The organism is Cystobacter fuscus, from assembly GCF_002305875.1.
Lineage (GTDB): Bacteria > Myxococcota > Myxococcia > Myxococcales > Myxococcaceae > Cystobacter > Cystobacter fuscus_A.
Genome location: NZ_CP022098.1, coordinates 3,428,243 through 3,441,733 on the forward strand (window position 1 = coordinate 3,428,243; position 13,491 = coordinate 3,441,733).

At 70.9% G+C, this 13,491-nt stretch carries 12 protein-coding genes; 5 read left to right on the forward strand and 7 right to left on the reverse strand.

The annotated features are described in order from the left end of the window. The first annotated feature begins 67 nt into the window (after nt 1-67). The gene (locus CYFUS_RS14205; protein ID WP_095985710.1) at nt 68-1,039 is read left to right on the forward strand and encodes a homoserine kinase; all 972 of its coding nucleotides are present in this window, start codon (nt 68-70) and stop codon (nt 1,037-1,039) included. Between the two features lie 19 nt (nt 1,040-1,058). Here CYFUS_RS14205 and CYFUS_RS14210 read toward each other — a convergent pair whose 3' ends face one another. After that, nucleotides 1,059-1,526 carry a YybH family protein gene (locus tag CYFUS_RS14210; protein ID WP_095985711.1) on the reverse strand — a complete coding sequence of 156 codons (468 nt, stop codon included), beginning with the start codon at nt 1,524-1,526 and terminating at the stop codon, nt 1,059-1,061. Nucleotides 1,527-1,599: 73 nt separating this feature from the next. Continuing rightward, a complete protein-coding gene (locus tag CYFUS_RS14215; protein WP_095985712.1) occupies nt 1,600-3,960 on the reverse strand; it encodes a hypothetical protein in 2,361 nt (786 codons plus the stop codon). Here CYFUS_RS14215 and CYFUS_RS14220 point away from each other — a divergent pair. From CYFUS_RS14220 to CYFUS_RS14235, 4 genes are all read left to right on the forward strand, one after another. Next, nucleotides 3,959-4,381, forward strand: coding sequence for a TIGR02266 family protein (locus CYFUS_RS14220; protein WP_269770240.1), 423 nt, complete (start codon nt 3,959-3,961; stop codon nt 4,379-4,381). The two genes, CYFUS_RS14215 and CYFUS_RS14220, sit on opposite strands and share 2 nt — an antisense overlap. Nucleotides 4,382-4,388: 7 nt before the next feature. Beyond that, nucleotides 4,389-4,961 carry a DUF192 domain-containing protein gene (locus CYFUS_RS53905; RefSeq protein WP_095985713.1) on the forward strand — a complete coding sequence of 191 codons (573 nt, stop codon included), beginning with the start codon at nt 4,389-4,391 and terminating at the stop codon, nt 4,959-4,961. Nucleotides 4,962-5,073: 112 nt separating this feature from the next. Next, on the forward strand, nt 5,074-7,047 hold the full coding sequence (locus CYFUS_RS14230; RefSeq protein WP_198316576.1) for a PhoX family protein: 1,974 nt from the start codon (nt 5,074-5,076) through the stop codon (nt 7,045-7,047). Between the two features lie 85 nt (nt 7,048-7,132). Continuing rightward, complete coding sequence (locus tag CYFUS_RS14235) at nt 7,133-8,896, forward strand: hypothetical protein (RefSeq protein ID WP_095985715.1); 1,764 nt, start codon at nt 7,133-7,135, stop codon at nt 8,894-8,896. Nucleotides 8,897-8,921: 25 nt separating this feature from the next. Here CYFUS_RS14235 and ybaK read toward each other — a convergent pair whose 3' ends face one another. From ybaK to cglC, 5 genes are all read right to left on the reverse strand, one after another. Continuing rightward, nucleotides 8,922-9,398 (reverse strand): Cys-tRNA(Pro) deacylase, encoded by a 477-nt coding sequence (gene ybaK / locus CYFUS_RS14240; protein WP_095985716.1) that lies wholly within the window; start codon nt 9,396-9,398, stop codon nt 8,922-8,924. A gap of 9 nt (nt 9,399-9,407) precedes the next feature. Next, complete coding sequence (gene purK / locus CYFUS_RS14245; protein ID WP_095985717.1) at nt 9,408-10,550, reverse strand: 5-(carboxyamino)imidazole ribonucleotide synthase; 1,143 nt, start codon at nt 10,548-10,550, stop codon at nt 9,408-9,410. Then, nucleotides 10,547-11,008 carry a 5-(carboxyamino)imidazole ribonucleotide mutase gene (gene purE / locus CYFUS_RS14250; RefSeq protein ID WP_095991998.1) on the reverse strand — a complete coding sequence of 154 codons (462 nt, stop codon included), beginning with the start codon at nt 11,006-11,008 and terminating at the stop codon, nt 10,547-10,549. The genes purK and purE overlap by 4 nt, the downstream gene beginning before the upstream one ends. Before the next feature lie 182 nt (nt 11,009-11,190). Further along, a complete protein-coding gene (locus tag CYFUS_RS14255) occupies nt 11,191-12,624 on the reverse strand; it encodes a vWA domain-containing protein (RefSeq protein ID WP_095985718.1) in 1,434 nt (477 codons plus the stop codon). Between the two features lie 95 nt (nt 12,625-12,719). Continuing rightward, a complete protein-coding gene (gene cglC, locus CYFUS_RS14260; protein WP_332468367.1) occupies nt 12,720-13,463 on the reverse strand; it encodes an adventurous gliding motility lipoprotein CglC in 744 nt (247 codons plus the stop codon). Between the last annotated feature and the right edge of the window lie 28 nt (nt 13,464-13,491).

Below are 13,491 nucleotides of genomic sequence, written 5' to 3' on the forward strand. Positions count from 1 at the left end.
CGATGGATCGCTCGGAGATAGGCACGCTCCCTCGTGGCGGCAACGGGGGGGCGGGGAGAGGACATCCATGGCGCTCTATACCCAACTCGACGCGGCGGCCCTCCATCGGCTGGTGGACGCCTATGCGCTGGGCACCGTACAGGAGCTGACAGGCATTCCCCAGGGCTCCATCAACAGCAACTTCCGCCTGGTGACGAGCGCGGGCCGCTACTTCGTGCGCCACACCACGGTGCGCTCCGCGGATGACCTGAACTTCGAGGCGGGACTGCTCGCGCTGCTCAACGCGTCGCACTTCCCCTCGCCCCGGCTCGTCTCCACCCGCGACGGCGCGCCCTTCCTGGAGTTGCAGGGCGGGCGCGTGGTCGTCTTCGCGTGGCTCGAGGGCGAGGAGCTCACGCGCGAGCGGCTCACCCCCGAGCACCTGGAGGCGCTGGGCGTGGAGCTGGGCAAGCTGCACCGCGTCGGTGCGTCCTACCTGGGTGTGCGCGCCAATCCCTACGGCCCGGAGGTGGTGCGCGGCTGGTTGAAGGGACTCGAGCAGCACCCCGACGCGGAGCTGTCCGCCATCGCCCGGGAGCTGCACGGCCACCTCGCCCGCGCCGAGTCCCTGCGCGGGGGACAGGAGCCGCGCGGCGTCATCCACGCGGACATCTTCCTCGACAACGTGAAGTGGCTGGGGGACCGGGTGAGCGCCCTCTTCGACTTCGAGATGGCGTGCCAGGACGCGCTGACGCTGGACGTGGCCATCACCCTCAACGCGTGGTGCTTCGACTCGGGCCGCTACCGCCCGGAGCTGTGCCAGGGCCTCCTGCGTGGCTACCAGGTGCAGCGCACGCTCCTGCCCGCCGAGCGCGAGAGCCTCTTCGGCCACGCGCTCTTCGGCGCGGTGCGCTACACCGCCAGCCGCATCCGCGACTTCCACCTGTCCGGCCTGCCGCCTGACAAATTGGCACCCAAGGACTTCCGCACCTACCTGGCCCGGGCGCGCGCCCTGCACCAGATGGGGCCCGAGGGCCTGCGCGCGCTCGTGGGCGTGTGAGCGCGCGCCCTGCTCCGGCTCAGATGCCGGAGACGATGCGCCACTCGCCGTCCTCGCGCTGGAGCACCATCTGCTCCAGCTCCGAGTCGCGCTGGGGCCGCTCCATGAGCCCCGGGGCGCGCCAGCTCGCGTTCCAGTAGTAGATGACCGTGGCCCACCCGTCGCGCTTCACGTCCACCCGGCGCACGTCCATCTCCAGCCGGGGCGCGTCCACCCGGGCGAGCAGCGCCGGCAGCGTCTGGGCCAGGTTCTCCGCCGTCAGATCATCCAGGGGATCCTCCGTGCCGGCGTTGTCCCGGAAGCTCGGCGAGACGAGCGCCTGGATGGCCTTGGCGTCACGCGCCTCGACGGCCACGCGGTAGCGCTCCAGCACCTTGAGAATGGCGCGGGTGTCCTGGGTGTCGTTGATCTGCGTGCCTGGGATGTAGCGGGGGCCACAGGCCGAGAGCACCAGCAGAACAGTGACGAACAACGGGCGGACGTTCATGGGGATAGGGTCTCCGTGAAGGGGCACAACCGCGCACGAGAAGATGCATTCCCCGTGCCGCGCTGGGGGGCGTCTAGCGGAAAGCATCGCGGGGCACCAGGGGGCCGCCGTAGAGGCGCTCCTCGAAGTCACAGCGCTCGGCCCACTCGGTGACGAGGGCGCGCAGGGCGGGGCCCTCGTCGGGCAGCGTTCCCACGGCGTGGCGCACGGCGCCGCAGTCTCCGGCGAGGTAGGCCGCCTGGACCTGGAGCCGACGGGCCTCGCGGCGGATGGCGGCGGGGGCCTCGCCCTCGATGGTGCGCGACAGGTGGGGCAGGGCGGCGACGGGCGCGCCCACCTGGAGCAGGCGCCGGCCCAGCAGGTAGTGGACATAGATGTCCTGGGGGGCCGTCTGCAGGGCGGTGGACAGCCGCAACAGGCGCAGCTCCTCGGCCTCGTTCTGGAAGTAGGCCTGGAGGGTGGCGCGCACGGGCGAGTCCAGCGCGGCGAGCTTCACCTGTGCCGTGCGCGTCACCTCGGGGCTCGGGGCGAGCGTGAGGACGTGCTCGAGGAAGGCCCGCGCGGGCGCGAACTGGCCTCGCCGCGACTCCACGTCGGCCTGGGCGAGCGCCACCTCGGCCTTCAGGGCGGGTTGATCCTTCACCTGCTCGGCCACCTGGGCGAGCACCTGGGCGGCCTCGTCGGGGCGCTCGAGGCGATCCAGGGCCAGGGCCTGGCCCATGCGGAAGGAGGGCTCCTGGGGCTGGAGCAGGGCGGCGCGCTCGTAGGCGGCGAGCGCGCGGGGAGGATCGGCCGCGAGCAGCTCGCGCGCCTCGTCCTGCAGGCGCGCCACCTCGCGGGCGCACGAGCGCGTGAAGAGGCTGCCGGTGCGAAAGCGCTGGAAGGCGCGGTTCACCGTGGCCTCGTCGAGCGGCAGCGCGTCCAGGTGCCGCTCCCACTCGGTGGCGAGCGCGTCGAGCGGACGGCCGTAGGTGGCCTCGAAGTCGGCGTGGGCGTAGAGCTGGCGCAGCTTGTCCGGGCCGTGGGTGTCGGCGAGGTAGCGCAGGAAGGAGCCCACCAGGGTGTACGCGCGCGCGGGGGCGGACTGGTAGAAGCCCTCGGGGCCCACGAGCTTGCGGATGTCCGGGGCCAGCTTCTGCCGGCGCATGCCCGCGGCCCACTCGTCGAGCGTGAGATCTCCCTGTACGGGGTTGTCCGCGGCCACCGCCATGCCCTCGATGACGCCCATGAGGGGCCAGACGCCCAGCCGGGTGGTGACGCGGAAGGGCCCGCTTCCCGAGGGCGCGGCCATGACGTGCGCCAGCTCGTGCTTGAGCGTGGGGTGGGGGTAGTCCCGGCCGTTGATGTGCAGCTCCTGGCGCCAGGGCTTGGCGAACTGGGTGCGGCCGGCGCCCACCAGCCGCTGCTTCTCGTCGTCGGTGGAGTAGAGCCACACGCGGATGCGGCCCTCGGGCACGCGGCCGAGGAAGCGCGCGAGCTGGGCGTAGCGGAACTCCAAGTCTCGGGCGCGCCGGTCCACGTCCTCGCTGCGCAGGGCGCGCGGGTAGATGAACTCGAAGTGCTCCGTCTCGCGCACGGCTCCCAGCCGCTCGCGCAGCGTGGCGTCCGACATGCGCAGGCCGAGGTCCGTCGCGTGCGCCTCGATGAGCACCACCGGGCCGAGCGTCAGGCCGAGCAGCAGCAGGGGCCCGACGCGCGGGCGGGGGCGGCCGAGCCGTGCCTGGACGGGGTCCAACAGCAGCTCGGTGAGCGCGTGGACGGCGAAGATGAGCAGCAGCGTCTCCGCGCGGAACCACAGCAGGGCGGAGGACAGGGAGAGCGTCTCGTCATAGAGCGGCCCCGGCAGGTGGCCCAGGAAGGCGTTGAAGGCGTAGACCTGGGGCCCGAGGACGATGGGCCAGGCCGTGACGCACAGCGACACGAGGAGGATGCCGGCGTAGAGCAGCCCGGCCCGGCCCGCGCGCCGGGTGGCGAAGCCGCAGAAGACGCCCACGACGGAGGCGAGCCCCGCGGAGGGCAGGGTGAGCAGGGGGTAGAAGCCCGCCAGGGCGAAGGGGTCGCACCGGGTGCCGAGCCACGCGTAGAGGGTGGCGGTGAGGAAGGGCGGCACGAGGACGGCCAGGTTGACGAGCAGTGCGGGTGCGAGCGCTCTCCAGGCGAGCCGCATGGACGCCCCCGGGCGCGGGGGCTCCGCGGCGTCGGGGCTGGCTGCTCGCGTGGCGAGCAGGCGGCGCTCCTGGTGGACGGAGGCGATGCCGAGGCCACCGCCGAGCAGACCCACGCCGATGGACAGGGCGAGGCCCAGCTCGAGGCCGGGCACCCCGAAGAGGGGAAGCAGCACGAGGGCCGAGCCACCGAGCGCGAGAATCCCGGCGGGGACCAGGCCCGAGGGTCGCCGCAGGAGGTTCGTGGCACGGATGAGGACTTGGCGCATGACCTTCTCCTATACTCCGTCGGGCATGGCCGAACAGAAGACAGGTGCCGAAAGCCGCCAATTCGCTCGCGCGCCCATCGAGCTGAAGGTGGACTACAAGAAGCTCAACTCGTTCTTCGCCGACTACACGAAGAACATCTCCAAGGGAGGCACCTTCATCAAGACGAAGAAGCCGCTGCCCATCGGCACGCGCTTCCTGTTCAAGCTGACCGTGCCCCAGCGCGACGGGCCCTTCGAGCTGCTCGGCGAGGTGGTCTGGAGCCAGGGCGAGGCGGAGGAGCCCGGCATGGGCATCCGCTTCATCTACAACGACGAGCGCCAGCGCTCCGAGTTCGAGGGCGTGGTGGAGCGGCTGATGGCGGACAGCCTCGGCACGCAGCTCACCGAGAAGTTGCTCAACAAGCAGCTCCACATGGAATGAGCCGGGGATGAACCGGCGCCACGGGGCGTGGGGACTCGGGGTCGTGGTGGGGCTGACGTGCTGTCGGCCCGCCGAGGCCCGGGACAAGGTGGAGCACCAGAAGGTGGAGCACCCCACGGCCCGGAAGGTGAAGCACCAGCAGGTGAAGCACCAGGATGGGGAGGATGACGTGGGGCCCACGTTGCCGCGGGCGCGGGTGTTGCTCGAGGATGTGTCTGGAGGCGTGCAGGTGGTGGACGTGGAGGTGGCGGCGACTCCCGACACGCGCTCGCGCGGCCTGATGTGGCGCAAGGAACTGCCCGAGGGGCAGGGCATGCTGTTCATCTTCCCGGACGAGGAGGTGCAGCGCTTCTGGATGCGCAACACGCTCATCCCCCTGGACATGATCTTCATCAACTCCGCGGGGCGCGTGGTGGGCATCATCGAGAACGCCGCGCCGCGCTCGCTCGTCCAGCGCTTCGTGAGCGAGCCGGGGCGCTACGTGCTGGAGGTGCCCGGAGGATGGAGCCGCAAGGTGGGCCTCGCGCGCGGGGGCCACGTGCGCTTCGAGGGCGTGGAGCGCATCCCCGTCATTCCGTGAGCCTCGTGTGGCGGGCATGGCACACGCATGTCGCGTGCTCGCCACACGCCGTTTGTAGCGTCCGTCCCCCTCGGAGCCGCCTCTTGGGCTCGTGCTCCGAAGCGAGGACACGATGCGATTTGGGCAATCGAAGTGGGAGCGCCGCGCCGGGCGCTGGGTATGTGCGTCGGTGACCGTGCTCGCGCTCTCCGCGTGCAGCGGTGGCACGGGGCCGCAGGGCCCCCAGGGTCCCCAGGGCGAGCCGGGAGCGCCGGGCGCACCGGGAACTCCGGGTGACAATGGGGCGCCGGGAAGCGGCAGGTCGCTCACCTTCGCGCCGATCAACGCCGCGAGCACGCAGGCGGAGAAGCGGGTCGTCACCGCCAGCTCGAAGGCGAGCGTGAATGGCCGGGAGATTCCCATCGGCTACGAGACGGTGCTGCGCAGCGGCCAGGACCTGGGCGGCCAGCGCTTCGGACGCATGATCCAGAAGGACGGCAAGCCGGTGAAGAACACGGACGGCTCGGACTTCATCTCTCCGTCCAATGACTTCTCGTCGCTCCTGCAGGCGGGCAACCGCCTCTTCGAGGTCACCCACTTCGAGACCACGCCCGCGGCGATGTATCTCTCCGAGCTGCGCCAGTCGCCGGACGGCAAGCTCTCGGCGCTGAGCACGCGGCCCATCGACTTCTCGGGAGTGGATGGGCTGTGGACGCCCTGCGCGGGCAGCGTGTCGCCGTGGGGCACGCACCTGGGCAGCGAGGAGTATCCGCCGGACGCGCGGGCCACCGAGAAGGCGGCCACGGTGAGCGGCCTCAGCTCGTCCGAGCGCTCGATGCTGCGCTACTGGGGACTGGATGCCACCACGGCCACCCTCGAGCAGGCGCGGGCCGTCTATTCGCCCTACCGCTACGGCTACGTGGTCGAGGTCGCGGTCGACGGCTCGGGGACGACGAAGGTCACCAAGCACTACGCGGCGGGCCGGCGCGCGCTCGAGCTCGCCTATGTGATGCCGGATCGCAAGACGGTGTACCTGACCGACGACGGCACCAACGACGCCTTCTACATGTTCGTGGCGACGCGGGCCGGGGATCTGTCCGAGGGCAAGCTCTACGCGGCGCGGTGGTTCCAGACGAGCGCCGCGGGTCAGGGCGCGGGCCGGGCGGATCTCTACTGGCTGCCGCTGGGCCCCAGCGCGACGGACGCGCAGGTCAAGGCGCTGATCGACGGGGGCATCCGCTTCTCCGACATCTTCGAGACGGAGACCCAGGCATCCGATGGGACGTGCCCCAGCGCGAGCCAGGGGTTCCGCGCCGTCAACACCGAGACGGGCCGCGAGTGCCTGCGGCTCAAGCCGGACCAGGAAGTGGCGGCCTCGCGCCTGGAGAGCCGCCGGTACGCGGCCTACGTCGGGGGTACCACCGAGTTCCGCAAGACGGAGGGGCTCGCGTACAACCCCGCCACCCACCGGCTCTACGTGGCCTTCAGCGAGGTGAACAACGGGATGACCCATTCGCATGCGTCGCGCGACCTGGGTGGTCCCAACCACGTGCAGCTCGCCCAGAACGACTGCGGCGCGGTCTATGAGCTGGTCGTCTCGCCCAACGCGGAGGTCGGCAGTGACTATGTCGCCGAGTCCGCCTCGGCGCTGGTGGAGGGGGCGTGGCTGAAGGCCCCGGGCGCCAGTCTCTATCCGAGCAACAGCCCTTATTACGATCCCACCTTCACGCTGCCGGACAGCAACGGCGTCGCTCAGCCGGCGACCGGGAACGTGTGCGGTATCAACGGCATCGCCAACCCGGACAACCTGAGCTTCATCGACGGGTACGACACGCTGCTCATCGGCGAGGACTCGACGGACGGCCACCAGAACGACATGGTGTGGGCGTACAACGTCGTCACCCGCCAGCTCACGCGCATCTTCTCCACGCCCTACGGCTCGGAGACGACGGGCGTCTACTTCTACCCGGACATCAACGGCCACGCGTACATCAAGACGCAGATCCAGCACCCCTATGGCGAGTCCGACACGGACAAGCTGGGCGCGGATGCGAGCGCGGCGCAGTCGTACACCGGGTACATCGGCCCGTTCCCGGCGATGAAGTGAGTCTCGAGTCATGACACCGCCGCGGGGCCGGGTCCGGGAGTGAGCCCGGGCGGGCCCCGCGGCGTTCGCGTGTGAAGGCAGGACAATGGATCGCCGAAGAGTGACGAGCGTGGTGTGGGTGCTGGGATTGTTCGCCGCGGGAAGCGTGGCCGCGTGGCGCTCGACGCGGTTGCCTCCGCCCGCGCCAGACCCCCTGAGCCAGGTGCGCGAGTCGCTCGCGGCGGCCCAGCCAGCGACGCTCGAGGAAGCGGCGCCCCGGCTCTCGAACCCCTCGGCGTACCTGCCCGCGCAGTGCTACGCGGACACCCGGAGCACGGAGGGAGGAAGGACGCGCAATGGCTGCTTCGCGTGCCACCAGACGCCGCGGGCGCCAAATTATGTCGAGGACGCGGAACTCCAGACGGTGCTCACCGTGTCCCGGTACGCGGAGGACAACCGCTGGACGAACGTGCTCCAGCCGCCGCCGCCCGTCGAGTGGTCCGAGACCGAGGTGCTGGCCTGGGTGCGCACGAGCAACTACGTGGACGCGCGTGGAGGGCTGCGGCTGGCGTCGGCGCTGGCGAAGCCCCCGGCCGCGTGGGACGCCAATGGAGACGGCCGGTGGGAGGGCTATACGCCGGACTGCTGGTTCCAGCCGGACGGGGAGGGGTTCGATCATTCGCCGGACGGGGCGATGACGGGGTGGCGGGCGTTCGCCTACGCACCGTTTCCGGGCATGTTCTGGCCCACCAACGGCAGCGCGGGGGACGTGTTCATCCGGCTGCCCGAGGCGTTCCGGCGCGACGCGGCGGGGCGGGAGAGCAAGGCCATCTACCGCCTCAACCTCGCCATCCTGGAGGCGTTCATCCGGCGGGAGGACGTGCCGGTGCCGGCCACGGACGAGCGGGAGCTGGGCTCGGATCTCGATGGGGATGGGGTGCTGGGGACGGCGAGGCGCGTGGCCTTCGTGTGGCCGCCGAGGCCGGGGCGCGCGTTCGGGTACGTGGGGCAGGCGGCGGGGTTGGATGCGGCGCGCGAGGGCTGGCCCGCGGCGGGGCTCTACCCGCGAGGCACCGAGTTCCTCCACAGCCTGCGCTACCTCGATGTGGAGGGAGGCCAGGTGCGCATGGCGGCGCGGATGAAGGAGCTGCGCTACATGCGCAAGACGCGCTGGCGCACGTACAGCGAGCTGCAACTGGCGGCCGAGGCCGAGGCTCGCGAGAAGATGAAGCATCCGGACGTGCTCAAGAAGGTGCACGCGGACGTGGAGCGCGGGGTGGGCACGGGCACGGGCTGGGTGATGCAGGGGTTCATCGAGGCGGCGGACGGCGAGCTGCGGCCGCAGAATGTCGAGGAGACCACCGCCTGCATCGGGTGTCATGGCGGCGTGGGAGCGACGACGGACAGCACGTTCAGCTTCGCGCGCAAGTACGCGCCGGGCATGGCCGTCCAGGAGGGCTGGTACCACTGGGGCACGCGTGGGCTGAAGGGCCTGCCGGAGCCCCGGCGCGCCGATGGCCGGGGGGAATACGCGCACTGGCTGGAGCAGGTGGGCGGGGGTGACGACTACGGGAGCAACGACGAGGTCCAGGCGCGCTTCTTCCGGGGGGACGGGACGCTCCGGCCCGACGCGGTGAAGGCGCTGACGCGGGACATCTCGACACTGCTCGTGCCCTCGCCCGCGCGGGCGTTGCGGCTGGACCGGGCGTACCTGGGGCTGGCGAAGGCGCAGCGCTTCGAGCGCGGCCGGGACGTGGTGGTGGGCACGACGCCCCACGTGCGGCAACGGCTGGAGCAGGACGGGGAGACGGGCCTCGAGGAGGCCGTTCTTCCGGCGTGGGTGCCGCCGGAGCGGACCGCCTCGCGCTGAGGGCCGCCGGGAGCGGGGCGGGGCCCTACGCCTTGTCGCGCGAGATGGGCCCGACCTTACCCTTGGTGACCCGGAGGTAGTCCGCGGGCGCGAGGATGATCTGCGTGCCGCGAATGCCCGCGGAGATGGAGATGGTGTCGAACAGCTCGATCGTCTCGTCCACGAACACGGGGTAGTCCTTCTTGGCGCCGATGGCCGTGCAGCCGCCGCGCACGTAGCCCGTGAGCGGCTGGAGTTCCTTGAGCGGCACGGTGTCCACCTTCCGGTCGCCGCTCAGCCGCGCGAGCGCCTTGAGATCCAACTCCCCGTTGCCCGGCACCACGGCCATGAGGACGCCGGTGCGGTCGCCCCGGGCCACGAGCGTCTTGAAGAGCTGCTCCGGCGGCATCCCCACCTTGGCGGCCACGGACTCGGCGGACAGGTCCTCCAGGTCGACCTCGTAGTCGCGCAGCGTGTAGGCGATGCCGAGCGAGTCGAGGATGCGGGCCGCGTTGGTCTTCATGAGCTCCTCTCAAGCCCCCATGGCCCGGCGGGCGGCCTGGATGCGGGCGAGTGCCTCCTCGGGGGTGGAGCCCACGGCGGACAGGTGGCCCATCTTGCGGCCGGCGCGCGCCTCGCGCTTGCCATACAGGTGCAGGCGCACGCCGGGCATGGCGAGCACGGCCTCGAAGCGGGGCCCACCCTCGCGCAACCACAGGTCGCCCAGCAGGTTGACGATGGCCGCGGGGCGCACCACCTCCACCGAGCCCAGGGGCAGGTTGCACACCGCGCGCACCGCCTGCTCGAACTGGCTGGTGAGGCACGCCACCTCGGTGGCGTGGAAGCTGTTGTGGGGCCGAGGCGCCAGCTCGTTCACCAGCAGCCGACCGTCCTTGAGCAGGAACAGCTCCACCACCAGCAGTCCCTCGACCGCGAGCGCCGTGGCCATGGCGCGTCCCAGCTCCACCGCCTGGGCGCTCACCTCGGGGGGAATCTGTCCTGGCAGCAGGGACCAGTCGAGGATGCGCTCCTCGTGGTGGTTGTAGGCGGGCGGGTACACCACCACCTCGCCCCGGGGCGAGCGCGCCACCAGCACGGACAACTCCGCCTCCAGCTCCAGCGCGGCCTCCACCACCACGGGCCGCTGGCCCAGCTCCCGCCATGCCTGGGGTGTCTCGGCGCTGGACTTCACCGGGTACTGGCCGCGCCCGTCGTAGCCGCCCTCGGACGCCTTCACGAAGCAGCGTCCGCCCAGGGCCTCCACCGTCGAGGTCAGCTCGGCCTCGCTGTTCGCCTGCCGCCAGGGGCCCTGGGGGAACCCGCCCTGGGCGAGCCAGGCGCGCTGCCGGCCCCGGTTCTGCACCACCTCCAGGACGTGGGCGCCCGGACGCATGGGCGCGTGCTGGGCCACGGCGTTGAGGGTGGCGAGGGGAATCTTCTCGATCTCCAGCGTCACCACGTCGCTCGCGCGCGCGAGCCGCCGGGCCTCGTCGGCATTGCCGAAGTCGGCGGTGTAGCACTGGTCCACCACGAAGCGCGCCGAGCACGCGGGATCCGGATCCAACGACTGCACCTGATAGCCGAGCGTGCGCGCGGACAGCGCCATCATCCGGCCGAGCTGTCCACCGCCGAGGATGCCGATCGTTCCGCCGGGAAGAACGGTGCGCGTGCTCATGCGAGCTCCCGGTCCTGGAGCACTTCGTTGGTGCGGGCCTGGCGCCAGGCGGCGAGCCGCGGGCGCAGCTCGGGGTACTTGAGCGACAGGATGGAGGCGGCGTACAGGGCGGCGTTGACGGCGCCCGGCTTGCCGATGGCCATGGTGCCCACCGGCACGCCCTTGGGCATCTGCACGATGGACATGAGCGCGTCGAAGCCGTTGAGCACGGTGGCGGGGATGGGGATGCCGAGCACGGGCAGCAGCGTCTTGCTGGCCACCATGCCGGGCAGGTGCGCCGCGCCCCCGGCCGCCGCGATGATGACCGACAGGCCCCGCGACTCGGCCGTCTCGGCGTACTGCATCATCCAATCCGGCGTGCGGTGGGCGGACACCACCCGGACCTCATGCGGAATGGCCAGCTCCTTGAGGACGTCGATTCCCGGGCGCAGATGCTCCAGGTCGCTCTTGCCGCCCATGATGACGCCTACCCACGGTGTGTCCGCGCTCAAGCGCTTGCCTCCTGTGCGCCCTCCGGGTGATTCCCGCGAGGGGGAGAAAGCACTCGGAGATAGGGTGGGGGGCTGGCGCCGGTCAACACGGAAAATCGAGCCCGGGCGCTCCGTGGCCCGGCTGGAGCCCGGCCCGGAGTCCGGGGTGTTCAGTAGGTGGAGCCCAGGCGTCCGAAGCTCTTCAGGCTCTTGCTCTTCGAGCGCTTGACGGCCGCGCCCACGGCCGCGTCGTCCTCGGCCTGCTCGTAGTCCCGGAGCAGCTCCTGCTGTTCGGCCAGGTCCGCTGCCACGGCCGAGGGGGTGGCCACCTCACCCGCCTGCTCGAAGAGTTCCTGGTTGCGCGCCACGTAGCCCTTCGCTTCCTCCTTGCGCCCCTCGCGCAGGGCCTCGGCGGCCAGCGTCAGGTTCTTCGCGCTCAGGGCCCGGGTCGCATACACGATGGCTTCCTTGTCCCGCCGCGCGCGGATCTCCTCGTGCCGGGGTGTCACCTTCGCGCCCAGGTCCACCACGTGGAGCATCGGCTCGTTGTCGCGCAGGTCCCGGAAGGACAGGGACACCTCGGTCACATGCACGGGGTTGCCCTCGCGTGCGTCCTCCACGGTGAGTCGCGCCACCACCCGCTCCGTCTGTCCCGAGGAGAAGTCGGGCAGCCGCACCGTCACGCGGCGTCCTTCCTGCTTGAAGCGGTAGCCCAGCACCTCTTCCAGCCGCACCCCCTGGGGCAGGGTGAAGGACAGCACCACGTCGCGCGCCACGCTGGTGGAGGCCTGCCGCAGATCCTTCTGGAAGAGGGAGCCGAGCTGGGCCGCGTCCTCGAGGAAGCCGTAGGCGCCCGAGCCCAGCTCGGCGAAGCCCTGCATCAGATCCTCGTTGAAGTCCGTGCCCACGCCGATGGCGCTCACGGTGATGCCTCCGGCGCGGATGTCCCGGACGAGCGCCAACAGGTCCGCGTCCTCGGTGAGGCCCTCGGTGGGCTGGCCGTCGCTCAAGAGGATGATGCGCTCGACGCAGCCGGTGCACGCGGAGGCACGCACCTGTGCGCGGCCCTCCTGGAGTCCCGAGGAGATGTTGGTGCCCCCCTCGTCCCAGATGCCGTCGATGTACCGACGCATCTGTTCGCGATTGCCGGGGGTGGCCGGCAGGCCTCCCAGGCCGCGTACGTCCGAGCCGTAGTGGACGATGGCCAGCCAGTCATCCTCGCGCAGCTGGTCCACGAGGTGGTGCGCCGCCTGCCGGGCCTGTTGCAGCTTGTAGCCGCCCATGGACGAGGAGCGGTCGATGACCAGCGCCAGGTTCACCGGCAGCCGCCGGGCGCCCGGCACCTCCATGCCGGTGATGTCCACCGTGGCGAACAGCTCCGAGGAGCCTGGGGGGATGTAGGGATGGGACAGCCGGGCCGTCATCTTCAACGCGCCCGACGTCTCCGCTCGGGACTGGAGGTTGATCGGCCCGTGGTGGTCCACCGGGCTGGCTCCATGGGAGTCCTCCGGGGGCGGCGAGAACGGGGAGGGGGGCAGACCCAGCACCAGGGCGGTGAGGGCGAGCACACCGGCCAGGGAGACGAAGACGGCCGTCTTGTTCATCACGAGGGGCTCCTGCGGGAGGACGAGGGGCCCGGCTGCTCACGCATGGCGTGGCGAAAAGGTCTGAAGACCCTCTCGCGCGCGGTGCGCCGCGCTCAGTTCCCCGTCGAACTCAGGCTCGAGGCGCAGAAGTTCGGCGACTCGTTCTCGCCGAAGATGCTCCGGTACGTGTCCGGATCGCTCTTCTTCAGATCCGACAGCGCCGCCTCGTCGAGCAGCAGCGGACGGCATGCCAGGGTCGCCTTGACGTCCGGGGCCGTCTGCGGGGAGGTGACCGAGCAGTCGGTGGCGCTGTTCAGGTTGCACGGCGCGCTGCAATAGCCCAGCACCTGGAGGGCATCGCCCTCGCCCGTCGTCTGGATCTCGGTGCCCGCGGTGCGCACGCACACCAGGTTCTCGCAATCCACCGAGCCGAAGGAGATGAAGTCCTGGTTGAACCGGAGGTCACTCGGGGCGATGGGGATGGCTCCCAGCCCCGAGGGATCGTTGGGATCCTTCTTCACCAGCACGCAGGGCTTCCCAGTGTCGGAAGGGATCTCGCACCCGCCGCACAGCAGGGCGGCACCCATCAGAAGAGCCAGACGCGCAGACATCGACGTGCACCTCACCAGAAATCGGAGTTGAAGCGTGAGGGGCCACCGTAGCACAGCGTCCCGGTCTGCCAACCGTGTCGCGTGCGCGGCGCGAGGGCGCACCGCCTGCTTGCCCTGGACATTGACCTTGCAAGAATACCGAGTGGGCAGACGTGGGTCGGGGAAACCATTTTTGATCGGTTGATGGCTCACGAGGGTGGCGCATAGGATGCGGACTCGTAGCCGCCTCCGATGTTGGATCCACATCGGTCGGTGGGAAGACGCCCCATGACAC

Bases quoted from the DNA above. Each gene is read 5' to 3' on its own strand.
- CYFUS_RS14220 (WP_269770240.1), top strand. From the start codon at position 3,959: ATGACCTTCTCCTATACTCCGTCGGGCATGGCCGAACAGAAGACAGGT.
- CYFUS_RS14215 (WP_095985712.1), bottom strand. From the start codon at position 3,960: ATGCGCCAAGTCCTCATCCGTGCCACGAACCTCCTGCGGCGACCCTCG.
- CYFUS_RS53905 (WP_095985713.1), top strand. From the start codon at position 4,389: ATGAACCGGCGCCACGGGGCGTGGGGACTCGGGGTCGTGGTGGGGCTG.
- CYFUS_RS14255 (WP_095985718.1), bottom strand. From the start codon at position 12,624: ATGAACAAGACGGCCGTCTTCGTCTCCCTGGCCGGTGTGCTCGCCCTC.
- CYFUS_RS14205 (WP_095985710.1), top strand. From the start codon at position 68: ATGGCGCTCTATACCCAACTCGACGCGGCGGCCCTCCATCGGCTGGTG.
- ybaK (WP_095985716.1), bottom strand. From the start codon at position 9,398: ATGAAGACCAACGCGGCCCGCATCCTCGACTCGCTCGGCATCGCCTAC.
- CYFUS_RS14210 (WP_095985711.1), bottom strand. From the start codon at position 1,526: ATGAACGTCCGCCCGTTGTTCGTCACTGTTCTGCTGGTGCTCTCGGCC.
- CYFUS_RS14230 (WP_198316576.1), top strand. From the start codon at position 5,074: ATGCGATTTGGGCAATCGAAGTGGGAGCGCCGCGCCGGGCGCTGGGTA.
- CYFUS_RS14235 (WP_095985715.1), top strand. From the start codon at position 7,133: ATGGATCGCCGAAGAGTGACGAGCGTGGTGTGGGTGCTGGGATTGTTC.
- purE (WP_095991998.1), bottom strand. From the start codon at position 11,008: ATGGGCGGCAAGAGCGACCTGGAGCATCTGCGCCCGGGAATCGACGTC.
- cglC (WP_332468367.1), bottom strand. From the start codon at position 13,463: ATGTGGATCCAACATCGGAGGCGGCTACGAGTCCGCATCCTATGCGCC.
- purK (WP_095985717.1), bottom strand. From the start codon at position 10,550: ATGAGCACGCGCACCGTTCTTCCCGGCGGAACGATCGGCATCCTCGGC.